At 35.2% G+C, this 23,724-nt stretch carries 26 protein-coding genes; 25 read left to right on the forward strand and 1 reads right to left on the reverse strand.

Annotation, left to right across the window (positions count from 1 at the left end; all coding sequences use genetic code 11):
• The first annotated feature begins 10 nt into the window (after positions 1-10).
• The 23 genes from FD31_RS01775 to FD31_RS01885 all read left to right on the forward strand — a co-directional run bounded on the left by FD31_RS01775 (position 11) and on the right by FD31_RS01885 (position 20,607).
• The gene (locus FD31_RS01775; RefSeq protein ID WP_057891057.1) at positions 11-229 is read left to right on the forward strand and encodes a cold-shock protein; all 219 of its coding nucleotides are present in this window, start codon (positions 11-13) and stop codon (positions 227-229) included.
• A 378-nt stretch (positions 230-607) separates the two neighbouring features.
• Complete coding sequence (locus tag FD31_RS01780; protein WP_057891058.1) at positions 608-1,177, forward strand: NUDIX hydrolase; 570 nt, start codon at positions 608-610, stop codon at positions 1,175-1,177.
• On the forward strand, positions 1,178-1,471 hold the full coding sequence (locus tag FD31_RS01785) for a hypothetical protein (protein ID WP_057891059.1): 294 nt from the start codon (positions 1,178-1,180) through the stop codon (positions 1,469-1,471).
• A gap of 10 nt (positions 1,472-1,481) precedes the next feature.
• Positions 1,482-2,171, forward strand: coding sequence for a 5'-methylthioadenosine/adenosylhomocysteine nucleosidase (locus FD31_RS01790; protein WP_057891060.1), 690 nt, complete (start codon positions 1,482-1,484; stop codon positions 2,169-2,171).
• Positions 2,172-2,183: 12 nt separating this feature from the next.
• Positions 2,184-3,332 (forward strand): cysteine desulfurase family protein, encoded by a 1,149-nt coding sequence (locus tag FD31_RS01795; RefSeq protein ID WP_083483559.1) that lies wholly within the window; start codon positions 2,184-2,186, stop codon positions 3,330-3,332.
• A gap of 54 nt (positions 3,333-3,386) precedes the next feature.
• Complete coding sequence (locus FD31_RS01800) at positions 3,387-3,722, forward strand: hypothetical protein (protein WP_057891061.1); 336 nt, start codon at positions 3,387-3,389, stop codon at positions 3,720-3,722.
• A gap of 320 nt (positions 3,723-4,042) precedes the next feature.
• Positions 4,043-5,161 carry a tRNA 2-thiouridine(34) synthase MnmA gene (gene mnmA, locus FD31_RS01805; protein WP_057891062.1) on the forward strand — a complete coding sequence of 373 codons (1,119 nt, stop codon included), beginning with the start codon at positions 4,043-4,045 and terminating at the stop codon, positions 5,159-5,161.
• 342 nt (positions 5,162-5,503) lie between these two features.
• Complete coding sequence (locus FD31_RS01810; RefSeq protein WP_057891063.1) at positions 5,504-6,154, forward strand: histidine phosphatase family protein; 651 nt, start codon at positions 5,504-5,506, stop codon at positions 6,152-6,154.
• Between the two features lie 7 nt (positions 6,155-6,161).
• A complete protein-coding gene (locus FD31_RS01815; RefSeq protein ID WP_057891064.1) occupies positions 6,162-6,827 on the forward strand; it encodes a tetratricopeptide repeat protein in 666 nt (221 codons plus the stop codon).
• The gene (gene recD2, locus FD31_RS01820; protein WP_057891065.1) at positions 6,814-9,213 is read left to right on the forward strand and encodes an SF1B family DNA helicase RecD2; all 2,400 of its coding nucleotides are present in this window, start codon (positions 6,814-6,816) and stop codon (positions 9,211-9,213) included. The genes FD31_RS01815 and recD2 overlap by 14 nt, the downstream gene beginning before the upstream one ends.
• A gap of 117 nt (positions 9,214-9,330) precedes the next feature.
• Positions 9,331-9,864 (forward strand): hypothetical protein, encoded by a 534-nt coding sequence (locus FD31_RS01825; RefSeq protein ID WP_057891066.1) that lies wholly within the window; start codon positions 9,331-9,333, stop codon positions 9,862-9,864.
• A 162-nt stretch (positions 9,865-10,026) separates the two neighbouring features.
• Complete coding sequence (locus FD31_RS01830; RefSeq protein ID WP_057891067.1) at positions 10,027-10,308, forward strand: ArsR/SmtB family transcription factor; 282 nt, start codon at positions 10,027-10,029, stop codon at positions 10,306-10,308.
• A gap of 128 nt (positions 10,309-10,436) precedes the next feature.
• Positions 10,437-11,804, forward strand: a complete 1,368-nt coding sequence (locus tag FD31_RS01835; RefSeq protein ID WP_057891068.1) for an MFS transporter — start codon at positions 10,437-10,439, stop codon at positions 11,802-11,804.
• 127 nt (positions 11,805-11,931) lie between these two features.
• Positions 11,932-12,393 carry a LytTR family DNA-binding domain-containing protein gene (locus FD31_RS01840; protein ID WP_057891069.1) on the forward strand — a complete coding sequence of 154 codons (462 nt, stop codon included), beginning with the start codon at positions 11,932-11,934 and terminating at the stop codon, positions 12,391-12,393.
• Complete coding sequence (locus FD31_RS01845) at positions 12,371-12,778, forward strand: hypothetical protein (protein ID WP_057891070.1); 408 nt, start codon at positions 12,371-12,373, stop codon at positions 12,776-12,778. The genes FD31_RS01840 and FD31_RS01845 overlap by 23 nt, the downstream gene beginning before the upstream one ends.
• A 576-nt stretch (positions 12,779-13,354) precedes the next feature.
• A complete protein-coding gene (locus FD31_RS01850) occupies positions 13,355-14,647 on the forward strand; it encodes a GHKL domain-containing protein (protein ID WP_057891071.1) in 1,293 nt (430 codons plus the stop codon).
• Between the two features lie 108 nt (positions 14,648-14,755).
• Complete coding sequence (locus tag FD31_RS01855; protein WP_057891072.1) at positions 14,756-15,496, forward strand: LytR/AlgR family response regulator transcription factor; 741 nt, start codon at positions 14,756-14,758, stop codon at positions 15,494-15,496.
• Between the two features lie 61 nt (positions 15,497-15,557).
• Positions 15,558-16,613: an SLAP domain-containing protein gene (locus tag FD31_RS01860; protein WP_057891073.1), complete on the forward strand. Its 1,056-nt coding sequence runs from the start codon at positions 15,558-15,560 to the stop codon at positions 16,611-16,613.
• Between the two features lie 19 nt (positions 16,614-16,632).
• Positions 16,633-16,893, forward strand: a complete 261-nt coding sequence (locus tag FD31_RS01865) for a hypothetical protein (protein WP_057891074.1) — start codon at positions 16,633-16,635, stop codon at positions 16,891-16,893.
• Between the two features lie 147 nt (positions 16,894-17,040).
• Positions 17,041-17,676, forward strand: a complete 636-nt coding sequence (locus tag FD31_RS01870; protein WP_162258531.1) for an SdpI family protein — start codon at positions 17,041-17,043, stop codon at positions 17,674-17,676.
• A 30-nt stretch (positions 17,677-17,706) separates the two neighbouring features.
• Positions 17,707-18,186 (forward strand): GNAT family N-acetyltransferase, encoded by a 480-nt coding sequence (locus FD31_RS01875; protein ID WP_057891076.1) that lies wholly within the window; start codon positions 17,707-17,709, stop codon positions 18,184-18,186.
• A 79-nt stretch (positions 18,187-18,265) separates the two neighbouring features.
• Positions 18,266-18,637: a nuclear transport factor 2 family protein gene (locus FD31_RS01880; protein ID WP_057891077.1), complete on the forward strand. Its 372-nt coding sequence runs from the start codon at positions 18,266-18,268 to the stop codon at positions 18,635-18,637.
• 221 nt (positions 18,638-18,858) lie between these two features.
• Positions 18,859-20,607 carry a hypothetical protein gene (locus FD31_RS01885; RefSeq protein WP_057891078.1) on the forward strand — a complete coding sequence of 583 codons (1,749 nt, stop codon included), beginning with the start codon at positions 18,859-18,861 and terminating at the stop codon, positions 20,605-20,607.
• A 49-nt stretch (positions 20,608-20,656) separates the two neighbouring features.
• On the opposite strand, the gene FD31_RS13855 is transcribed toward FD31_RS01885, so the two are convergent.
• The gene (locus FD31_RS13855) at positions 20,657-21,250 is read right to left on the reverse strand and encodes a TetR family transcriptional regulator (RefSeq protein ID WP_083483561.1); all 594 of its coding nucleotides are present in this window, start codon (positions 21,248-21,250) and stop codon (positions 20,657-20,659) included.
• A gap of 238 nt (positions 21,251-21,488) precedes the next feature.
• On the opposite strand from FD31_RS13855, the gene FD31_RS01895 reads away from it, so the two are divergent.
• Entirely contained in the window at positions 21,489-22,805 is a 1,317-nt protein-coding gene (locus FD31_RS01895; RefSeq protein WP_057891079.1) for a YhgE/Pip domain-containing protein, read from the forward strand.
• A 1-nt stretch (position 22,806) separates the two neighbouring features.
• Entirely contained in the window at positions 22,807-23,688 is an 882-nt protein-coding gene (locus FD31_RS01900) for a cation diffusion facilitator family transporter (protein WP_162258532.1), read from the forward strand.
• Positions 23,689-23,724 lie beyond the last annotated feature (36 nt).

Consider the following 23,724-nt stretch of genomic DNA (forward strand, 5'->3'; position numbering starts at 1 on the left):
AGGTGACTAAATGTTTACCGGAAAAATTGTAAGATTTAATAATGATCGTGGCTTTGGCTTTATTAGTAACGATGGCGAGGATATTTTCTTCTTTGCCGATTCAGTTCTCAACCGTGATGATTACTACATCAAGAATGGTCTTGAGGTCAGCTATGAAGTTGCTCCCGGTTATAAGGGACCACAAGCTGTCAATATTACCATTAAAGAAGAGGAAGAAAGCGCAGAATAGCGCTTTCTTTTTTTTGTTTTAAATGTGCCGTCTCCAGAACCGAGAAACAGTCACTGGTCGGGTTCTATTCCACGAATCCATGGACTAGGGCTATTCATCATTCTCTATAAAAAAGTGAATAAAAGAGCCGGAAGGAACAAGAAATTTAGGGCGCTGTGCAGGTGGCGTTAGTGCTTTAGCACTTACACCACGGGACGAGTTTTGAGATCCGCGTATTTTGCGGAGCTCAAAATCGAGCTTGGAGACCTTGGCTCCAAGCGGTCCCCATAGCGCCCTAAATTTTCTTGTTCCTGGAGGCGGAACCTTGTAGATAACACAGAATCTGGTAAAATACTTGCATTGGCTCTATTTGATAAATCTGAATAAGAAGGTTCTATAATGGAAAAAGAAGATTCAAGATACTATGAAGAAGTTGTTGCTAAAAAGAGAATGTTTGGTGGCAAAATTATTGACGTTGATGTAGAACAGGTTGTTTTACCTAATGGTATTCCTGATATTCGTGAAGTAGTACAACATCATGGTGCCGTTGCGATTATTCCGTTTACTGATGATGACAAGATGGTGTTTGTCAGACAATGGCGTACACCTTTGGAACAAGAGACTTTGGAAATTCCAGCTGGTAAAATTGATCCAGACGAAGGCAGTGACCTAGAAGAAGTTGCCTTACGTGAAATGGACGAAGAACTGGGGATGACAACTGATAAACTTGAAAAAGTTACAGCCTTTTTTGCTAGTCCCGGTTATTCTAATGAAAAATTAACAGTCTTTAAGGCAACTGATTTGCAGGAAGTTGAATTCAAACGTCCTCTTGATCCAGATGAATTTTTGAATGTTGAAAAATTAACTCTCGATGAGGCGAAAAAACAAATTGAGGCTGGCGTAATTTGTGACTCGAAGTCAATTTATGCCATTACTTATTGGGAACTATTGCAAGCAAAGGAAAAATAAATGTTTGATAAGGTAAAGAACTTTTATAATTCAAAAGTTAAATCATCGAATAAACAACAACCACAGACAGTCGTTCGTGCTGATCAAGTTGAAGCTCAGCAACAAAAGATTCGTGAACAAGAACGTCGTCGGGCTGAAGAAGAGTATCGTCAGCAACATCCAGAGCAAGTAATACAAGAAAATTTATCGGTTTTTGATGAAAAGACAAATAAATTGAAAAAAAAGCTAAATATTGCCATTATTACAATATTCGGCTTAATTGTGTTAGTATTTTTAATATTATTTTTTATTTAAGGGGTAAAGTATGAAAATTGGTGTAATCGTTCCAATGGAAGAAGAAATTAAATTAATGAAGGAATCACTAACTGATGTCAAAGAAGAATCAGTTGCTGGTGTTGAATTTACGATTGGTAAATATAAAAACCATCATGTCTATCTAGCTCAAAGTGGTATCGGTAAAGTTCAAGCTGGTATTACAGCTGCTTTGATCAATGATCGTTATCAACCAGATTTCGTTGTTAATACAGGTTCAGCTGGTGGAATTGGCACTGGTTTACATATCGGTGATGTTGTTATTTCTGATAAAATGGCTTATCACGATGTTGATGCAACAGGTTTTGGTTACAAGATTGGTCAACTTCCACAACAAGAGCTTTATTTCAACGCTGATCCTACATATGTTAAGAAAATTTCTGACGCTGCCAAACGTACAGGATTAACTGCACGTGTCGGTTTAATTGTGACCGGAGACCAATTCGTTGACTCTAGTGAAAAAATTGCTACAATTAAAAAGTCGTTCCCAGATGCTTTAGCAGCTGAAATGGAAGGTGCAGCTGTGGCTCAGACATGTGCACAATTCCATACACCATTTGTTGTTATTCGTTCAATGAGTGATGTGGGAGACGAAGATGCTAGCGTCAATTTTGACGATTTTGTTTTACAAGCCGGACGCAAATCAGTAACTATGTTGCTGAACTTTTTAGACCAAGAATAGAGGGGATTTATTGTGGCATTTATTTATTTAGATAATGCTGCCACCACACCGATGGCTACACCTGTAGTCGATGTGATTCATGACCAGATGGCAAATAATTTTGGTAACGCATCTGCTACCAATTATTTTGGTCGTCAGGCACGAAAAGTCTTAGACGAAAGTCGCCATACGATTGCTCAAAGTATTAACGCTAAAGACTCTGAAATTGTCTTTACCAGTGGTGGTACTGAAAGTGATAATACAGCGATTATCGAAACAGCATTATCTAGACAAAAATTAGGTAAACATATCATTACAACTGCTATTGAGCACGAGGCTATCCTCAAACCTTTAGCATATCTTGAATCATTAGGTTTTGAAGTAACTTATTTGAAACCAAATGAACGTGGTGAAGTGACTGCCGAACAAGTTAAAAATGCCCTTAGAGACGATACCATTTTAGTATCGATCATGTATGGCAATAACGAGGTCGGCTCCATGAATCCTATCAAGGAAATTGGGGAAGTTCTAGAAGATCATCAAGCATTTTTCCACACAGATGCCGTTCAAGCATTTGGAATGGAAGATATTGATGTCAAAAAAGAACACATTGATATGTTATCGACATCAGCTCATAAAATTAATGGGCCTAAATTTATCGGTTTTCTTTATATCAATGATGCAATTTCGATTCCATCATTCATTAAAGGAGGCGACCAAGAAACCAAACGACGTGCTGGAACTGAAAATGTCCCTGCCATCGCTGGGTTTGCTAAAGCCGTCGAACTGATTACTCCGGAAGAAAAACAAGCTAGACAAGTTAGATATTTTGGATTTAAACAAACAATTCAAAATATCCTAAAAGAAAATAATATAAAATTTGCTATCAATGGACCAACTGATGCACATGCTTTGAATCATGTAATGAATTTGTATTTGCCAGGAGTTGATCGTGGTGTCTTGTTAACTAGGTTAGACTTGGAAGGTTTTGCTATCTCCGGTGGTTCCGCATGTACTGCTGGTAGTTTGGAACCTTCACACGTATTAATTGCCATGTATGGCGAAGATAGTCCACGTGTTCAAGATTCAGTTAGAATTAGTTTTGGTAAAGATAACACTGAAGCAGAAGTTGTTAAGTTTACCAACAAATTGATTGAAATCGTTTCCGACTTGACTAATTAGCGAATTTTATTCAAACTTATAATTAAGATAAAATTTTTGTAAGGGATGAATAAAATGGATAAACGACAAGCTCAAGTTCAAGGGGATCAAGAAGTTTATAAATTGGACCCTGAAGTAAAGAAATATTCACTAATGGATGCAGGATTCATGGAATCAAATAAAGGAAGTTTTCGTTTGGTACACCCTATCAACGGATCGTCTCCATACGAAGCTCGCTATTATTTGCGTGCAACTGTTGACAAAGATTTAGATAGTTTAAAATTAGCAATTACTGATAAGTCAGGATTGCACAATATCAATATGTTCAAAGTAAAGGACACTGAAGCTGAAGTAAGTGATTACCGATACTTAATGAACTTTTTAAAAGAAAAAAACGTATTAGTTAAATAAATGGATTTTTCTTAATTTTGGTTAGTTGCCGCCACTGGTTGCAACAAATGTTGCCGCTGTGGGGACCGACTTGAGCCAAAGTGCGGTCTCAAGTCTCGATTTTGAACTTCGCAAAGTACGCGAATTTCAAAACTCGTCCCGTGGTGTAATGGCTAAAGCCATAACGCCACCTTCACTGCAGTCAACATTTCTTGCAACCAGTGGCTAGTATATTCGTTACTTTTTGTGCGATATAACTGTAAACAAAATATTGGATGAATTTAATATTTGTTTTTGTGGTGTACCGAATATAAGAAAGGTCCAATAAATGAGGTTTTGAAATGGATAATAAGAAGAAGCGTGTTGTAGTAGGTATGAGTGGTGGCGTTGATTCGTCAGTTAGTGCACTTCTTTTGAAACAACAAGGCTATGAGGTTATCGGAGTTTTCATGAAGAACTGGGATGACACTGATGACTCTGGTGTATGTACTGCTACTGAGGATTATGAAGACGTTGCTAAGGTTGCTAACAAGATTGGTATTCCTTACTACTCAGTTAACTTTGAGAAGGAGTATTGGGACCGCGTGTTCGAGTATTTCTTGGATGAGTATCGTAAGGGTAGAACTCCAAACCCTGACGTTATGTGTAACAAGGAAGTTAAGTTCAAGGCATTCCTTGACTATGCTAACAAGTTGAACGCTGATTACATTGCTATGGGTCACTATGCCCAAACATTCCGCGATGATAACGGCGTTGTTCACTTGTTGCGTGGTGGCGATGCTAACAAGGATCAAACATATTTCCTAAGTACTGTTCAACAAGATCAACTTCAAAAGGCTATCTTCCCAATCGGTGGTATGCAAAAGTCAGAGGTTCGTCGTATTGCTGAAGAGGCTGGTTTAGCTACTGCTAAGAAGAAGGACTCAACTGGTGTATGTTTCATCGGTGAGAGAAACTTCCGTAAGTTCCTTAGCGAGTTCTTGCCTGCACAAGCTGGTACAATGATGACACCTGATGGTGAAGTTAAGGGTAAGCATGCTGGTTTGATGTACTACACAATCGGCCAAAGACAAGGTCTTGGAATTGGTGGAAATGGTAAGTCAAACGAGCCTTGGTTCGTAGTTGGTAAGGATATGACAAAGAACATTCTTTACGTTGACCAAGGATATGACAATCCAGCACTTTACGCAGATCATTTGGACGCATCAGATCTATCATTTATCACAGGCTTAGATTACGGCGATACATTCCATGCCACAGCTAAGTTCAGATATCGTCAACAAGACGTCGGCGTTACAGTTCACGTCTTAGACGATGGTAAGGTAAACGTAGAGTTTGATAACCCCGTACGTGCTATCACACCAGGACAAGAAGTTGTCTTCTATGATGGTGAGGAGTGCCTAGGTGGAGCAACAATCGATGCTGCTTATATGGCAGAGAAGAAGTTGCAGTATATCTAGAGAGAGCGCAACAAGGGCGTTCAGCTCCCGAGCATTTTCGTAACTTGATGAATTGCACGCGGTACTTTGCGGGCGATTTATCAAGTTATGAAAAGCGGAAGGAGTTGCCCTTGTGTAGCTCGTTTTAGAGCCGCTGCAGTAATATGGTTTAAAACACAAAAAATAAAGGGTTCAACTAAAACTACCGCAAGTTAACAATGCGAGTTTTAGCTGAATCCTTTTTATTTATATACATCTATCCCCCAAAACCAAACAATTTCAGTAAACTCCCTCCCAAACTTGAAAAATCCCATCAAAAAATCCATAATTATACTTAACTAACTTGGTAAGGTGAGAGAAAAAATGGAATTATATTTTGTCAGACATGGAAAGACCGAATGGAACTTAGAAGGAAAGTATCAAGGTGGACATGGTGATTCACCATTATTGCCTGAAAGTTTGCATGATATCAGTCTGTTGGCAAAAAGACTTCAAGCTACAGAGATCGACCACATGTATGCAAGTCCATTACCCCGTGCTAAAACTACTGCAGAAACATTGATCAAAGATTTGAAACGTCAGATTCCATTGACGATTGTCCGTGATTTACGTGAATTTGACTTAGGTATTATGGAAGGTCGTAAATTTTCTGAGTTGGAACAAGAAATTCCTGAAGTTATTTATGCTTTTCGCAATCAACCAGCTGATTATGATTATGATTTGATCAGGGGAGAATCATTTGAAAGAGTAGCTGAACGGACAACGAAAGCTGTTAAAAAAATTGTTGCTGAAAACCATGAACAAGGTAACGTTGTCATTGTCAGTCATGGAGCTGCTTTAGTTACGATGATTCAATCGCTTTTGGGAACAAGAGTGGCTGATATTCGTAAAAACGGGGGACTCTCGAATACTAGTTTGACGCATCTACGCTATGAAGATGGTGAGTTTAGACTTATTAAATGGAATGAAACAGGGTATCTGAACAAGAAGTTAGAGAGCTCAGATACTATTTGAGGTATTTATGAACAAGCAAGCAGAACAATTATTTAATCAAGGTGACAAGGAACAGGCAATTAAATTAGTCGTAGCCGATTTGAATAAAAATCCCAAACAGTTGCCGGAAATATTGCAATTATCAACTTATTTAGTGCAGGCTGGCGATTTGGAACAAGCTGAAGAGTTATTGGCTCGTTCGCTAGAGATGTTTAAGGATAATCAAGACCTACTTTACAATTTAGGTAACGTCTATTATTTAGCTGATAAATTTGATAAAGCTAATACTATTTTTCAAAACTTAATCAATGACGATTATGCGTTTGAAGCTTATTTCATGATGGCTAAAACACTTGATCAACAAGGTAAGAGACAAATGGCTATTATGTATGCTTTGACGGCGGTTGAAAAATCACCTAAAGATTTACAAGCCAATGAGCTATTAGCTGATTTATTGCTTGCTAACGGCAATTTCCAAGAGTCCTTAGGATTTTACCAGACTGCTAATAAAATCAAGCCACAGGCGAAGTATTACTTCAATATGGGCTTGTGTGCGATGAACTTACATCAAGATTATCAAAATTACTTAGATCAAGCCAAAAAACTCGATGAAAAGTATTATTTAAAAAATGAAAAGAAATTAGCTGAATTACAAGAATTTATTAAACAAGGAGATAGCGATGACAGAAAGTAACGAGAAACCATATTTCTTGGGTACTGTCAAAGCCATCTTTTTTGAAAATCCCGAAAACCTCTATAAAATTTTTACAATTAAAGTTAAGAAGACCAATACTGATTGGGATGCTGGCGATATTGTAGTTACTGGTAGCTTTGGTGAAATTGCCGAAGAAGAGGAGTACAAATTTGAAGGCGAGATTGTTGACCATCCGAAATATGGAAAACAGTTTAAAGCTGTAACGTACAAGCGTAGTCGTCCCAATGGCCGTAAACAGTTAATCACCTTTTTCTCTAGTGATGAATTTCCCGGTATTGGTAAGAAAAAGGCTGAGAAAATTGTTGATGAATTGGGCGAGGATGCGATTGATAAGATTCTTCAAGATCCACACGCCTTGGATTTTCTAAAACTTGGTGAAGAGAAGACTCAAGCAATTGTTGAACAAATTTCTAGTAATCATCAGACCGAACAAGTTTTGTATCAATTGAATAACTATGGCTTTGGACCAACATTGAGTGCCCGAGTTTTTCAAAAATATGGTGTACAGACGCTTGATAAAATGACCGAAGATCCCTATCAATTAGTGATTGATGTTAAGGGTGTTGGTTTCAAACGTGCAGATGAATTAGCAAAACGTTTGGGTATTACCGGTGACGATCCAAGACGAATTAAGGGTGCTTTGATTCAGATGGTCACATCACTGGTGAATGAAACAGGTGATACTTTTGTTGATGGTCAGGAACTTATTCGTCGTGTCAGTGGCGTTTTACGTGCTGGTTCAACTGATAATTTACAAGAAAAGTTAGTTGATGGCTTACGTAATTTGGTTAAAGACGGAGTTCTTCTAGTTGAAGATGGCAATGTCTATGAAAAAGACTTATCAGACAGTGAGTGGTCAATTGCCCAATCAATGAAGATGATTACGGACACATTCAAGGGTGTCTCTTGGAAAAAACGGGCGATGAAGACTGAATTGAAGCAAATTGAGTCTGATTTCAAAGTTAAATATGATAAATCACAGGAACAAGCGATTGAGCAATCTTTAACAGCACCGATTTTTCTATTAACCGGTGGTCCTGGTACTGGTAAGACGACTATCATCAATGCGATTGTAGCGGCCTATGCCAAGTTAAATGACATGCCCCTTGATCCAGGGTCTGATGACTATGCAATTGCCTTAGCGGCACCAACAGGACGTGCAGCTAAGCATATGGGTGAATCAACAGGTTTGCCAGCAATGACGATCCATCGTTTGTTAGGATTAACTGGTACAGAAGATGATGAATTTGCGGAACCAAGCTTAGATTGTAAACTGTTGATTATTGATGAAATGTCAATGGTTGATACAAAGCTATTTAAAATATTGATTTCAGCTGTCCAGCCTGGTACTCAAGTCGTGCTTGTAGGTGACCGTGATCAGTTGCCATCAGTTGGACCAGGTCAAGTTTTCGCTGATTTAATCAATAGTGACGCTTTCCCGACGATGATGTTGAAAAATATTCACAGACAAGATGAAGATTCCACGATTATTCAATTGGCCCATGATATTAACGAAGGTACGATTGTTGACGGCATTTTCGAAAATCGATCTGATCGTAGTTTTATTAATTGTACAAGTCGGGATGTCCCTAATGTTTTGTCACAAATTATTAGTAAATCAGGTGAACGTGGTTTTGATATTGCTGATGTTCAAGTTTTAGCACCGATGTATCGCGGAACCGCTGGAATCGATAATTTAAATTTTGTGATTCAAAATGTCGTCAATCCGATGACACCCAAGCGTAAAGAAGTTTCGATGGGAAACATTAAGTATCGGATTAAAGATAAGGTTGTGTATTTGGTCAACACGCCGGAAGATAATGTTTTCAACGGTGAGATAGGTCAAATTGTCGGAATTATTTTGGCTAAAGAGAATACCGATAAAGTTGACAAATTAGTCATCGATTTTGATGGAAATGAAGTAACGTTGGACCGGAAAGATTGGCTCAACATTACGTTGGCTTATTGTACGTCGATTCATAAATCACAAGGTTCTGAATTTGAAATGGTTATTTTGCCATTGGTTAATGAAGAATCACGAATGTTACGTCGTAATTTGTTGTATACAGCGGTGACACGTGCTAAACGTTTGTTGATTATGGTTGGTGACCGGAGTGCTTTTGAGCGTTCAATTAGAGATCAATCGAGTGAACGTCAGACAACTTTAAAGGAACGTATTTTTACGACTTTTAAGATTAAACAACCTAAGACTGACGACGAGACGGCAGAAGTTGAACCTGAAGAGACTGAGCCAAAGGATTACCGTTTGACACTGGACATGGTTATGAATAATGCTATTAATCCGATGATTGGGATGGATGGGGTTATTCCAAGTGACTTTATGAAAGAAGATAAAGCGGTTTAAAAGAAAATTATGTGTGAACAAAGAAGTACGTTGTCGTGACGTGCTTCTTTTTAGTTGCTAATAATAATTTTTGGAGTATTATTTTAATGCTATTAAAAATTATAAGGAAAATGAATTATGCAAAATCTTAGTTATACTAATATTGTTTTAGCAATATTAATCTTGTATGTAGTCATTAAACGTCAGTTGGAACCAAGAACTGTTAAATTTAAGCCGGAGTTTTTCATTGTCGTTATTTTATTTGGAATTGCTTCAATTGGTGACGCTGTAAATAAACAACATCTTAATCTTGCTCAGAACAAAATTATTATTTTTGGAATCCTTAGCTTGATTAGTGCAGCAGTTTTTGCGGCATTGCGAGCTTTGTCATATAAGTTTTGGCTTGATGATGATAAATTAGTCATGCGCGAAGGAAATTGGTTAACGATTGTCTGGTGGATTATTGGTATTGGAATGCACGTAGCAGTTGATCGAATTTGGACTGGAAGTTCAGTAACATTGTTATTGTATTTAGGGGTAACTTTGTTAATCCAGCGTGGGATTGTTTGGTACCGAGCTTCATCGAAATATCCTCAAGAAATATCAGCTAATGTCGCGGCACAACAGAAGGATAGAAATAGACATAATAGACGTCAAGAACGTCGTAGATAGCAATAAATTTTATATTGCTGTGATAATTATATTTATTCTGTTAATAATATTAAATTTGTTCGATAAGCAGAAATCAGTTGTTGGAAACAAATAAATTTCAAATGTGATTTTGCTTTTCAAAATACTTGATTGATTGGTTCAAAATCTAGTAGTATAGGCGATATGAAGAATGTAGAGAAAATAAATCAAATTGCCGTATTTAAGGCTTTAGCTGATCCAGTGCGCTTGGAAATAGTTGAATATTTGAAACAGACTAATCATGAGGTTACTTGTGGAGAGGTTGGTAAAGCCATTGATATTAGTAAAACTTCTGGATCGTATCATTTTAAACTATTACAAGAGGCTGGCCTAATAAATGCTCGCAAGGAAGCTCGTGAGAAGTACGTCAGTCTAAATCAGAAAACATTTAATAATTATGTTACTAATTTTTATAAAAATATTTAAGAGTGGATATTTCCACTCTTTTTGTTTGTTCTTTTTTGCTTGTCAGATAATTTTACGCATGTTAATTTTAGATAGTTCAAAATATTTTGAACTATTTTGGGACAAAAATAAAAGACTGGGGAACAAGAATGACAAAGAGACAAACTAATTCAAGCTGGATTTTGGTTTTAACGTCATTGGGATTTTTTATGGCGATGATGGATTCAATGATCGTGACGACTGCTTCAACTGCGATTCGTAATGATTTTCATATCTCGGTTGCAACTTTGCAATGGGCAATGAATGCTTATAACATTACAGTTGCTGCTGTTTTGTTAGTGGGGGTCTCCTTTGGTGAACGTTTTGGTCGTCGAAAAATTTATAACTTAGGGATGCTTATTTTTACAATTGGTTCAATTCTTTGTGCATTATCCAATGACATTACTTTCTTAGTATTTGCACGTGTTATTGAAGGTATTGGGGCTTCGGTAATAACACCAATGTCGATGGCAATTTTGACTAATTCGTTACCAACTTCAGAACGGGGCAAAGCCTTGGGCATTTGGAGTGGAATTGGTGGTTTAGCGCTAATTGTCGGACCGTCCTTAGGTGGATTCATCGTAGCTAAATTGACATGGCAGTGGATATTTTGGATTAACGTTCCGATTGGAGTTATTGCAATTCTATTATCAATCAAAATATTGCCAGAAAGTTTCGGTAATAGTGATAAGGTCGGGTTGATTGATTCACTGTTAGTTATAATTGCATCAACCTGCATTATTTGGTCTTTGTCAGCCCTAACCAATATTAAGTCACTTGTATTGCCAATTGGTGTTGGTATTTCGGGACTATTGGCTTTGATTTGGTTCATTTTACGTCAGAAATCGGAAGAACAACCGATGATACCGTTGAAATATTTCAAGTCGATACCTTTTACAGGTGGTAACGTTGCAACGTTTTTACTGTATGGATCGATGTATGGAGTAGTTTTCTTTCTACCTCAATTTTTACAAGTGGTTGGTCGGACTGATTCGTTAACAGTTGGACTGGAGATACTGCCGTGGACTGGAACTTTAGTACTGGTAGCACCGTTTGCTGGAGTGGCAGTTGATAAGTATGGTGAAAAATTGATTGCTACATTGGGTCTGATTTTTCAAGGAATAGGCTATATTTTAATTATGATATTAGTGAATGATCACAGTTCATATGCAAAGATTATTATTCCATTAGCAATTGCTGGTGTTGGTTTATCAATGGCGGGACCCGCACTTCAAAAAGTTGTTTTAGGATCAGTTGCCAAAACTGAAATCGGTAAAGCTTCGGGAATTTACAATGTCTTTCGTTTATTAGGTGGAGCGGTCGGAACAACTATTTCGGTAATTGTCTTTTATCAATTTGGTGGAATGGGTAGTTTAGCCTTGTTTACGAGTGGTTTTCGAGCGGTGATGTTAAGTGCAGGTCTGATATCAATTTTAGGAGTGATTTTTTCATTTCGGTTTACAAAATCAACTGATTAAAGTGGCTTGAAATTCATTTTTCTAATAAAATTAATGCAACAGAATTAATTAATGTGTATCAAAGGTTAAGGATACTGACGTCTGAGTTACCAGTGAGTATATTAATGGATGAAAGGAGATAACTCAGATGAAAATTAATTTTAATTGGGATGTATTATATTCACCAACTGAAATCGGAATGCAGCTTAATCCCCAAAATTATCATTTGAAAAATAAGTTAGAAGATTTTCTGTCTGACAAAGTTCACATTGAAGTGATAGATCCTAAAAATGAACGCCGGTCATTACTAGATTGCTCACAAATTTTGTCAATTGAAGCTATGGATAACTTATCCAAGGTTTACACAATCAATAATGAAGTTTTTTATACAAAGGGACGTCTAAAGAACTTTGAAATACTTGAAGGTACGAATTTGTTCAGGATAAACAATAATGTTGTTATCAATTTGGCAGAAGTGACCAGTTTTAAGCCGGGCAAGTATGCACAATTGGAAGTTTTCACGAAAGAAAAACAAACTTTTATTGTTAGTCGACACTATGCAAAAAAACTCAAGGAGGCATTGATTAATGTTTCAAGAATTGAAAAATAAGTTTATGCAGGCCGCTTTCTTAACCAATATTTGGATTCTCGGCATCCTGACAATTATGTTTGGTAATACAACAGTTGATTTGAATTTGTTTTGGCGAATTATTGGGATTTCTGTGCTATTTGCAGTCACTTTTGGATTAATCTACCCATACGTTTGGAATTATGGAACTTGGATGGCACCGATTAATATTATGGTAACAACAGTTGCCAATATTCTATGCGGTTTCGGAGCCGTCTATTTATTGTCAAAATTGATGTTTAATTTAATCAGGCCATATTGGTGGGAAATTATTTTAGCGGATTTGATTCTACATGTTTTGATGTTTTATATTTATAGAAATTATGAAAATAAACAGTTAGTTAAGAAGTTGAATCAGCTAAAATGATTGATAATTTATTGAAGACACTTATTTGATAATTCAAGATGAATTTAAAAGGGTGATACTGAATTTCAATTATAAGTTCATATTAATGGGGTTTTAAATGCAATTGCCGTGGCAAGGGGAGTTTTTGCAGGTAAGTAAATATATAAAATTATTTAATCTTAACAGCTACCATAGAAATTTTCGATTTCTTATGGCAACTGTTTTTGTTTTTACTGTCTTTTAATTCAAATTAGAGATAGATTGATGAGATTATGCGCCCCAAACGGTATTTTATGACAAATATCCATCTTACAAGGTTCCCTATTATATTATTAAAAACGTTGATGAAAAACTGTCTATTTGAAATTAGTGATGAGTATTACCTGGGGAGGAATCAAAACTAATCGATGGAGTAGAGATGCTATATATTACGGTCAACCTTATTTTTAAACCAAGGAAGTGGATGAAAAAGGTATTGATTAAACGCACTTTTGAGACAACGGGAAAATAGATTATGACATTATCAAGTGAGAACCTAGCTATTTGCTATAATTCATATAGCAACAAATTCAATTAATCAAAGGATGCTTAACTGGGATGTCAATTATTTTATTTTTTATCTTTTTCCAATATGTCTTTATGGTTTTAAATATGAAACTCATTTTAAACTATAAACGATTCCAAATTTGGGATATCGTTGTCATAGTCATAGGAGTCCTAACAAGTAATTTCATTATTGGTTTCAATCAATTGTTATCAGCAATTGTTATGTTCCTTTTATTGGGAGCCTACATGTATTTCTGCACTTCTAAGATAAGGACGACGATTGTTGCTTTAGGGATGTCCTACCTACTGATATTGTTCACTGATCATTTTTCTGATGTCCTAGAGAGTTTTTTGCAATTTAAGAGTTTTGGCTTAGGATTGTTCATAATTTTAGGAACTCTATTAACAATAATTTTGGACCGTTTACTTAGTTATAGTCGGAAAAGATCCGAATATCTTGGTATGAAAGTTTCTACAGTTGAGGCAGCTATGACCTTGGTTATAACTATCACGCTTTCGGTATTAATTTTTTTCACGGAAATACAACGAGGAAATCAATTGAGTAATATTATTTATAATTCAATATTTGTATTTCTCATTATATCCATTTGTTTTGTTATTTATTACGTCCGTGTCCGCGAAACAAAAAGAAAGTTTGAACTGCACAGCCAAAAACAGCGAATTGAAAATGACAATCGTTATATTAAGGAAATGGAAAAACACTATAACGAATTACGAAAGTTTCGTCACGATTATCAAAATATCCTACTCTCATTGGATGAATATATTAAAACTGACGATATGGAAGGCTTAAAAACTTACTATGATGAGGCAATTAAACCGACATCAATCAAGTTAAGCTCCGAGAAATATTTGTTGGAAGATCTTAGTCGTATTAAAAATAAAGAGATTAAGAGTATCTTCTTCAATAAACTTTATTCGGCTCAGATGTCGGATATTAAGGTTGTTTTTGAAGCTCGTCAAGAATTAGCCGATTTTCATACGAATACCTTAGATTTAGTTATGTCACTAGGTATTATTTTGGATAATGCAATTGAAGAGACTCAAACACATACAGCTGGAAATATTTTAGCCGGTGTAATGAGTGATGAGAAATCAATTATGATTGTTGTCCAAAATTCCTTAAGAAATAATGCTCCACCAGTTTGGAAAATGAAGATGCCTGGTTTTACCACTAAGGGCAACGGTCATGGTATGGGGCTAGTTAATTTAACTGAGATAATTAATCGCGATGATAACTTAACATTGGAAACAATGATCTCGAATGGTAATTTCATTCAAAAGTTAAACATCGATATCACGCGTCCTAATACGCATCGTTAGATTTTGATGAAAAATGACTAGATAAAGACAGTAACATTTGTTACTGAGCTCATTTGATATAATTTTAATGGAATCGAAAAGATGAATATTGATTAGGAGGTTCTCAAGATGATTGATGTGTATGTTTGCGAAGATGATACGAAACAGCTGAATGAAATAGTAAACTATATCAACAATTATATTTTAATTGAAGATTTAGAAATGAAGCTGCAGATTGCCAGCAAAGATCCACATGAAATCTTAAACTATTTAGAGAACAATAAAATCAATAAGAGCCTTTACTTTCTAGATATTGATTTACAGACAGATATCAATGGCATCGAGTTAGCAGCCAAAATTCGTGAGCGTGATATGACTAGTAAAATTGTTTTCATCACGACGCATGCTGAGCTGGTTTTCTTAACATTTAAGTATCAAGTTGAGGCACTGGATTTCATTTTGAAAGATTTTCCCGATGAAATTCAAGGTCGAATTATCAAAGCAATTGATTTATGTAATGAGCAATTTAAGAAAAAAGAAACCGATAATGAAGAGTATTATCAAGTGAAAACGGCTGATCATATACGGTCGATTAAAGTTAAGGATATTTTATTTTTCGAAAGTTCATCGGTTCCACATAAGGTGATTATTCATTTGGTGAATGGTCAGTTTGAGTTTTATAGCACGATTAAAGAAATTGCGCATGAGAATAAAGCTTTTTTCAGATGTTACAAATCGTACGTTGTGAATACTAACAATATTGAAGCAATTAATCGTCATACCCGTGAAATTACTATGACTAATGGTGAGAAACTGATGAGTTCCGTTATGGCTTGTCGGAGTTTGGTTAAACTAAAGTATGATCATTAGCTTTTACGACCAATTTAACTGATGTTTGATATTTATTATTTAATAAAAGGTGGAAAGAAAAATGAATAAAAAACGTATTGTTTTAGCAACTTCTTTGGCAATCTTAATGGCTCCTAGTGTACTTAGTTCAGTTGATTCTGTCGCTCATGTAGCTGAACCAATTTCAGTCCAAGCTGCAACCACGACTCCAACTGTTGGTACTGTTGGTTATGCGGTTTGCTTAGTTGATATTAACGGTAAACCTAATGGTGTGATTTTACCTGCTGGTTCTTCGTGGCAATTAGGTAAATTGGTAACTATTAACGGAAACAGTTATTATCAGGTAGCTACTAATGAATATGCTGAAGCAATTGTAATGAAACAGGCTGCTCCAGTTTCAACTAATTCTGAAACTACCAAAGTTAATACGGTAGTCACTGTATCAGCGGAAGAAGTAACAATTTTTAATGATGATGCTACTGCTACCGGTCAAATGTTACCTGTTGGTTCTTCATGGAAAGCTGACCAAGTTAAGGTTATTGGGACTAACCGTTATTACCGTGTGGCAACGAATGAATGGATTAAGATATCTCATACGGAAGATAGTAAAACTATTACTCCAACTTTGAAGTCTGACGAACGTGTCTATAACACCGCAACTGGAACAATGGGACGGCTTTTGCCTGGAGGTTCTTCATGGCAAGTTAGCCAAGTTGTTCGCAATAGTAAAAATGAGTTTTGGGGCCGAGTGTCGACTGTTGAATGGATTAAACTGGATGCTAGTCAAGTTTCAATGTCATATGGCGACAGTGATTCAGTACCAAGTATTGCTACAAGTGACCCTAACTTTGCATTAAACGCTGAACAAAGTGAGCAAAATAATAATACTACGGTCACAGCAACATTAAAGTATGATGAAAAGCTTTATGATATGTCTACAAATACTTTAAGTAGATCTTTACCAGCTGGGTCATCTTGGAGAATTGATTCAGTAGTTCGTAATAGTAAAGGTGTTTTCTGGGGTCGTGTATCAACTAATGAGTGGCTAAAACTAGACGATGGACGAGTTCAAACAGTTAATAGTGATAATGTTCCAAGTATTGCTGTCAGTGAACCAAACTTTGCTTTGAATTTCTAAAAGGGTATTGAGTTTTAAAATGAGAAGATTGAGAAATAATCTTAACAGTCATCTATGGAAATTGATTTTGTTAGATAGTATTGCTGCAATGGCTTTCGTTGAGTTAATTGCATCGTTGAGCATACCGATAAATTTAATTCTCATGATTTTGATGTTGTTAATGACATATACAGGCTTTCGAATGATTTCGACGGGAAAAACGGGGTCGTTCGTTAATAAATTTACTGGAATTACTATCGCAATGGGGATTGCTATGGTGATTTTATTTTTGGTAGAATAGCACGAAAAAATATTGGAATTATTTCAAAAAAGTATCTGTAAGAAAATGTGAATTTTTTCTTACAGATACTTTTTGTCTTCTTTGAGCAAATTAACCCTTTTCGTATCGTAACAGAAACTATAATTTCGAAAAAAGAAGATGCTTGCCATGAAAAAGATATCTTGGATAACGTTCATATCGTTCATAGTAATTTGGATGTCAGTGGTGATTGACTTATTTTTTTGGAAGCAACTGCCAGATAAGATTGCCACACATTTTAACAGCCAAATGATTGCTGACGGCTGGAGTTCTAAGCCGGTCGCCATTTTAAGTTCACCAGTAATTTTTACCTTGGCTCAAATTTTAATTATTTATTTAATAAATCGTGATTCGGAAAAATTTAATACCCAAAAAGGTACTATTTACTCTGCTTTGACAATTATGCCGATTTTGTCGATTTTTTTGAATGTTATTACATTATCGACTTCATTAGGCGGCAAGAGTGTGGTTGCTAGTCATGCACCTTTAAATTGGTTAAGTGGAATTATCCTCATTATTTTAGGAGTCATGATGAAATTTGTTAAACAGAATGGTGTCGTGGGTATTCGTTTGCCGTGGACAATGAGTAGTCAGAAGAATTGGCAATTAACACATCTTTTGGCAGCAAGAACTTTTATTTTCGGGGGCATAGTCGAAATCATTACAGGAGTATTTGCCTATGCTTTCATGTGGCTGCCCATTTTGTTAATTGTAGCCATAATACCTTCGGTTTATTCATATATTTTATTTCGTCGAGGAATTTAAAAGTAGTTTTCTGATAGGATGTGATGAGATATGAATATCGAATTGCAAGAATATAATAAAGATTTAATTACACTCGATATGTTGAATGGTTATCAATTGGGTGCTAATGAACATATTGGCAAACCACAATCCATTATTGAACGTAGTCAAATGGATTCTAATTTGAAACCCATCATGATTTTAGATTGCGGTCGGATAGTTGGCTGTTTTGGGTTACACACTAATGATGGACCTATAGCATATGGTGGAAATCCCCAGACGGATATATTGTTGCGAGCATTTTCAATTGACTATCGTTATCGCAGACGAGATTATGCGTTGGTGACATTGTTGAAACTATCGGAATTTGTTTATTTTCATTATGACCAAGTAGATCGAATCATTTTAGGAGTAAATTATGCCAATACAGCGGCGCAAGCACTATATAAAAAAGCGGGTTTTGTAGATTCAAAACGTCGTTTTGCAGGTAAGTTAGGTGAAATTTTGATTTATCAGAAAGAATTAAAATGAGACAAAAAGTATAGTCACATATTATTTCAATTGTTAAGTTGTACAATCATTTTATTATTTAACGATTGGAGATAGTAGAATGGTTGATGTTGATTTAAACAAAGCTACGATCCAGAAATATTTTAAATTATCTGATTATGCATCTGGTGATATGAATTCCTTGAAAGCCATTATTGATTTATTCAGTGACAGTGCTCACATAACGTCAGGAATGAATGAAACGGCAGTCAATAAAGATGAAATTGCAGATTTCTTTAGAAATTTCTTTGGCCGAAATAAGCAACTCAAACATCTATTTGAAATTCGGGATGTTGCTGAAGATTACAAAACAGAGTGGGTCGTTGCGGGATTGAAGAGCGATGGAACTTTGTTTTCATTACATGGATTTGATTACTATCAGTTTGATGAGGCTGGTAAAATTACCACGTTGAAAGTTGTGATTTCCCAATAAAAACTCTCACACTTACAAAAATATGTAGGTATGGGAGCTTTTATTTGTTCTTGTTAGTTATGGACTAAACCAGACGTATCGTATAAGTTCAAATCAAGAATTGTGATATATCAGCATTTGTCGTGTTTTAGACTGATTGGCTTATGGCAAAACATTGGATTACTTATAAATAAATGATTAAAATTCAGTCCAATGGATAAAAGTCGCGGTGTAGAATAACTATGAAAAAATCAATAAAAGAAAATTATCTCATTTTGTTATTGTTTCTAGTTCTTAGTATTTTCATGATTGGTTTAGTTGATTGGCAATTTGGTAAGATTTTTGCGACAGGAGATTTTCATTATCATTTGGATCGAATCGAAACCTTAGCTAGTTCATTAAAACAATTAAATTTTTGGCCTAAAGTTGATGGGAACTTCATTGGTGGTTACGGGTATGCTTCCAGTTTGTTTTATCCCGATATCTTTTTATATCCTGCTGCTTTGTTAAGAGTTGCTGGAGCAACACCCACGGTTTCGTATTTATTTACGTTGGTTTTAATTAATTTCGTAACGCTTTGGATTGGATATATCGCTGGCAAGAGACTAACTTTTTCAGTTCCTAAAGCATTGCTATTTACTATTTTGTACGCCTTTAATATTTATCGATTACAGACTTTGTATAGTCGCCAAGATTTGGGAGAACTGATGGGTATGATGTTTTTCCCACTTGTCCTGTCAGAATTGATAAATTTGAAAAAGTGTCAAACTAAGCAGTGGTATATTTTGGCATTAGCAATGATTGGGATAGCAAGTTCTCATACTATTTCATTATTTATGATTATTGTATTTGCCAGTATGTTTGTCTTGTTAAATATCAGGACGTTTTGGAATAAAGAACGGCTCTTGGCTATTGTTAAGGCAGCAGTTTTAACGGTGGGTGTCAGTGCAGCTATTTATTTACCAATTTTGGAACAAATGCAGAATCAACACTATGCTTTAACAACCGATAAATTAATTAATATTACAGACGAAGTTTTACCTTTGAAAAGTTTGATTCAGAATAGTTTGACCAATCAAGTTTTCCATGCTGATACTGTTAATTTAGGTACGGTAGTTTTGATAGGGTTGATCGTTTATACGGTTTATAACGTGCTGCATCGGAAAAATTTGGATATAACTATAATTGCAGATTTTCTGTTCTTTGCATGTACAAGTTATTTTCCTTGGAAGATGTTGAGTCACTCAATTTTTTCAATGATTCAATTTCCATGGCGATTTTTCTCACTAATATCATTGATTGTGGTTTATTTGTTAGTCAACGATGATTTACATATTTTTGATAAACGCTATTTTGAATACGCTCTGGTTGGAGTAACTTTAGCAGTGGCAATTGGTTTAGGACAACAAACGATAACTCAGTCAAAAGATAGCTTAGAAGCATATGGTGAATTTAATAAGATTGATAGTTATTATATCGGTGCTGGACATGAATATTTGCCAAGTGAAGTCAGTTATCCGCGAGTTTTAGATCATAAACAGCGGATTATAAATTACGATAAGAATGATATTGCTTTGAGCAATGTTGCAATAAATCGAAGTTATGTAGCTTTTAATTTTGATACTGGTAATAAGACTGCCAAGGTTCAATTACCACTGATTTATTATAAAGGCTATCAAGCTGAAGTTTATGGTGATGATGGATCGGTTACACCCCCACACATTTCCCATAGTGGTTTGACGGTTGTTGATTTGAAGGGAACAGGAACGGTCAAGGTTCAATATGAGAAGACGTTTATTCAAAAACTAAGCTTGATTATCTCAGGAGCTACCTTGTTGTTAATGCTCTTGACCTACTTAAATTCAAGAAGACACAAATATATTTCACTTTCGACGGAAATACCAATTTTTGTTATGCCGACTGAATATAATTATGTTTTCATTTATCAAATTGTTGATGGGGTAAATAGTGTGTCATGGAACAAAGGTTAGAGACGTTATCAAGATATATTAATGAAACAGCCCTCATAAGTATTAATTGTTAATACTTATGAAGGCTGTTATTTTTATTTTGAATAATTAGTTCTGGACTAAGGGAACGTGAATCTAAGAATATTTTATAAGCTGTTTTAGGATTTTTAACTTTTTCTTGACTTAACCAATAGAGAATAAAATCGATAATTCCCTGTGACAAAATTTCGTTAGCAAAATCAGTCGGAACTTTGTCTTTAAACATTGTTCCGCTATGGACGATTCTTAATATTAATAATTTGGCTTTATGGATGATGACTGAATCGGGGCTTTTCATTAAAACGACAGCCAGTTCTTTTTGACTATATAAGTATTTGAATAGTTGAAAGAACGCATTATTATATTTGTCGTTTTGAATATCTGTCGGTGAAGCCTTGGGATATTTGTTGAAGATATCTTCAATTTGAAGTAGAACCTCATTTTCATATTTTTCAATTAGATCGTATTTATCCAAGTAATGTAAATAAAAAGTACCCCGGTTTATTTGGGCTTCATTTACTAAGTCTTTGACTGATAGCTTATCGAATCCATTCAAATTAACTAGTTTTATAAATGCTTTTTGGATTTTTATTTCCGTCTGAATAATCTTGAGATTAGTTTCCATAATTTATACCTGTTGAACACTTAGTTGATTTATTTAAGCTAATAATAATAAAAAAAAGAATAAATTCAAGTAATCAACACTTTGTTGAATATGTCGCTTGTATAAGGTTGATATAACTTGTTTTTGTATTTAAATGGCTGAATACAAATCAACACATATAGAAATATTGAATATTGTTTAAATTGGAAAACTTTCTATTATATGAAATATACAAAATATTAAATGGATGGTGATTCCAATGTTAAAAGCTGAATGGACCTATTTAATCAAGAATAAGATGTTTATTGTCGTGTTAATAGCAATCGCTTTGATTCCAGCAATTTACTGTTATTTGTACCTATCTTCAATGTGGAATACTTATGGGAAAACAGATAATATTCCTGTGGCAGTGGTCAATCAAGATCGTCGAGTTGAATATAATGGCAAAGATATTGCTATTGGAAGCAACTTATCGAAAAATCTTAAAAAGAGTGACTCACTTAATTTTAAAACAATGAGTTATGACAAAGCTGAGAAGAATTTAAAAAATGGCAAAGTTTATATGACCGTTATTATTCCAAAGAATTTTTCGAAAAATGCAACAACCATTCTAACTAAGAATCCACAGAAAATGACAATCAAATATCGGATGAATTCAGGTCAGAATTTTATTGTTTCGAAAATAACTAATGGTGCAGCTACTTCAATTAAACAAAATGTTTCGAAACAAGTAACACAACTATATTCAAAAATTATTTTGAGCGCATTAAATGGAGCAACCGTTGGCATGAATCAAGCTGCCTCTGGAAATTATCAGTTAGCAGGAATTCCTAATACAAACGTTGTTGCAAAAGCAGGTAATCAAAAGATTTCCAACTCATTGGTAACTGGAGCACAAAGATTAGCTCAAATTAGCACTGACAATCAGAATGCCCAAATATTATCAAGTCCCATCAAAGAAGATGTGACCGATATTGCTAAAGTTCCAAATAATGGTACTGGCATGGCACCATTTGCAATTGCGATTGGTTTGTATGTTGGAGGAATTGCGCTTGGAACAATGTATGATGGTTACGATCCGCGTAAGTATCCGAGAAGTGCGTTTAGTTGGTGGTTTTCAAAAGCTAGTGTTATCGGTATTGTTGCGACAATTCAATCAATTGTTCTATGGTTTACACTAATTAAATTCAATAATTTAGTTGTGAAGTCACAATCAGTTTTATTCTTAGAATTATTGCTGGGTTCCAGCTTATTCCTATCATTAATTTTCTGCTTGAGAAATCTTTTAGGTGGTTTTGGGACTTGGCTAGTATCAATAGTATTAGTTTTGCAATTAGCGTCCTCAGGTGGATTATATCCAACTCAACTGTTAAGTCCATTTGCCAAAGCAATGAATCAATGGTTACCGATGACATACCTAATTAATGCTTTGCGTGCAACTATTTCAACGAGTATTCCAATTCAAAATAGTTTATGGACAGTGGTCGCAATTACTGTTGGACTTAATTTATTGATTATCGCTAGATTCAAATTGGCGATGATTAAAAATCCAATTGTAGTCGGTGGTGATGAGTAATTTGGATTATAAAGATTTTGAAAAAAATGATATTCATGTTTTACGACAAGCTCAATTTGTTGCATCAATGAATGTCACATTTTACCTGATTATTTCGATAGCAAAGATTATTATTGGAAATATTGCCAAATCTACAGCTCTAAAAGCAGATGGTTATAATGGTGCAACTGATACATTGGCGTATTTGATTATTATTATGGGCATTGCCTTTGCAAAGCGACCGAAAAACCAGGAGCATCGATTTGGGTACGCCAAAGCAGAAACAATTTCAACGTTAATAACGTCCATTTTAATAATAGAGACAAGCCTTTGGGTAATTTGGAAGGGAATTATTGATTGGGTTAATAATAGTTCAGAAAAGCCAGATTCTTTAGCGGCGGTGATAGGAATTGGTAGCGGAGTTCTGACGTTCATGGTTTTCTTACTAAACAAATATTTTGCTAAAAAGATTCATAGCAAACCGTTATTGACATCATCAAAAGATCAGAAGTGGGATGGTATAACTGCAGTATTAACTGGTTTAGCAATTTTAGTTTCTGATTGGGGATTTCCTTGGATTGATAAATTGACAGCTATCGTTATTGGACTATTGATGCTTAGAACAGGACTCTTCATTTTGAATAGTAGTGCATTTAAATTAATTGATGGATTTAGTAATGAATCATTGAATCAAGTTAAATTTGAACTATATAAATTTCCTCAAGTGGAGGAAATTGTCAAAATTAACGGAAGAGAATATGAAAATGATATTTATATTTCGGCCATTGTGAAAGTTGATCGTAGTCTGACTGTAAGTGATACGATGAAGTTAACGAAGACTATGCAGAACTATTTACAAAGACGATGTGGAATTTTTGAATTAGATATTCAGTATGTCTCGTAATAAGTTTCTTAGTTCACATTCATTCAAATATCAATT

Source organism: Companilactobacillus nantensis DSM 16982 (genome assembly GCF_001435815.1).
Lineage (GTDB): Bacteria > Bacillota > Bacilli > Lactobacillales > Lactobacillaceae > Companilactobacillus > Companilactobacillus nantensis.

Bases quoted from the DNA above. Each gene is read 5' to 3' on its own strand.
- FD31_RS01775 (WP_057891057.1), top strand. From the start codon at position 11: ATGTTTACCGGAAAAATTGTAAGATTTAATAATGATCGTGGCTTTGGC.
- FD31_RS01780 (WP_057891058.1), top strand. From the start codon at position 608: ATGGAAAAAGAAGATTCAAGATACTATGAAGAAGTTGTTGCTAAAAAG.
- FD31_RS01785 (WP_057891059.1), top strand. From the start codon at position 1,178: ATGTTTGATAAGGTAAAGAACTTTTATAATTCAAAAGTTAAATCATCG.
- FD31_RS01790 (WP_057891060.1), top strand. From the start codon at position 1,482: ATGAAAATTGGTGTAATCGTTCCAATGGAAGAAGAAATTAAATTAATG.
- FD31_RS01800 (WP_057891061.1), top strand. From the start codon at position 3,387: ATGGATAAACGACAAGCTCAAGTTCAAGGGGATCAAGAAGTTTATAAA.
- mnmA (WP_057891062.1), top strand. From the start codon at position 4,043: ATGGATAATAAGAAGAAGCGTGTTGTAGTAGGTATGAGTGGTGGCGTT.
- FD31_RS01810 (WP_057891063.1), top strand. From the start codon at position 5,504: ATGGAATTATATTTTGTCAGACATGGAAAGACCGAATGGAACTTAGAA.
- FD31_RS01815 (WP_057891064.1), top strand. From the start codon at position 6,162: ATGAACAAGCAAGCAGAACAATTATTTAATCAAGGTGACAAGGAACAG.
- recD2 (WP_057891065.1), top strand. From the start codon at position 6,814: ATGACAGAAAGTAACGAGAAACCATATTTCTTGGGTACTGTCAAAGCC.
- FD31_RS01825 (WP_057891066.1), top strand. From the start codon at position 9,331: ATGCAAAATCTTAGTTATACTAATATTGTTTTAGCAATATTAATCTTG.
- FD31_RS01830 (WP_057891067.1), top strand. From the start codon at position 10,027: ATGAAGAATGTAGAGAAAATAAATCAAATTGCCGTATTTAAGGCTTTA.
- FD31_RS01835 (WP_057891068.1), top strand. From the start codon at position 10,437: ATGACAAAGAGACAAACTAATTCAAGCTGGATTTTGGTTTTAACGTCA.
- FD31_RS01840 (WP_057891069.1), top strand. From the start codon at position 11,932: ATGAAAATTAATTTTAATTGGGATGTATTATATTCACCAACTGAAATC.
- FD31_RS01845 (WP_057891070.1), top strand. From the start codon at position 12,371: ATGTTTCAAGAATTGAAAAATAAGTTTATGCAGGCCGCTTTCTTAACC.
- FD31_RS01850 (WP_057891071.1), top strand. From the start codon at position 13,355: ATGTCAATTATTTTATTTTTTATCTTTTTCCAATATGTCTTTATGGTT.
- FD31_RS01855 (WP_057891072.1), top strand. From the start codon at position 14,756: ATGATTGATGTGTATGTTTGCGAAGATGATACGAAACAGCTGAATGAA.
- FD31_RS01860 (WP_057891073.1), top strand. From the start codon at position 15,558: ATGAATAAAAAACGTATTGTTTTAGCAACTTCTTTGGCAATCTTAATG.
- FD31_RS01865 (WP_057891074.1), top strand. From the start codon at position 16,633: ATGAGAAGATTGAGAAATAATCTTAACAGTCATCTATGGAAATTGATT.
- FD31_RS01870 (WP_162258531.1), top strand. From the start codon at position 17,041: ATGAAAAAGATATCTTGGATAACGTTCATATCGTTCATAGTAATTTGG.
- FD31_RS01875 (WP_057891076.1), top strand. From the start codon at position 17,707: ATGAATATCGAATTGCAAGAATATAATAAAGATTTAATTACACTCGAT.
- FD31_RS01880 (WP_057891077.1), top strand. From the start codon at position 18,266: ATGGTTGATGTTGATTTAAACAAAGCTACGATCCAGAAATATTTTAAA.
- FD31_RS01885 (WP_057891078.1), top strand. From the start codon at position 18,859: ATGAAAAAATCAATAAAAGAAAATTATCTCATTTTGTTATTGTTTCTA.
- FD31_RS13855 (WP_083483561.1), bottom strand. From the start codon at position 21,250: ATGGAAACTAATCTCAAGATTATTCAGACGGAAATAAAAATCCAAAAA.
- FD31_RS01895 (WP_057891079.1), top strand. From the start codon at position 21,489: ATGTTAAAAGCTGAATGGACCTATTTAATCAAGAATAAGATGTTTATT.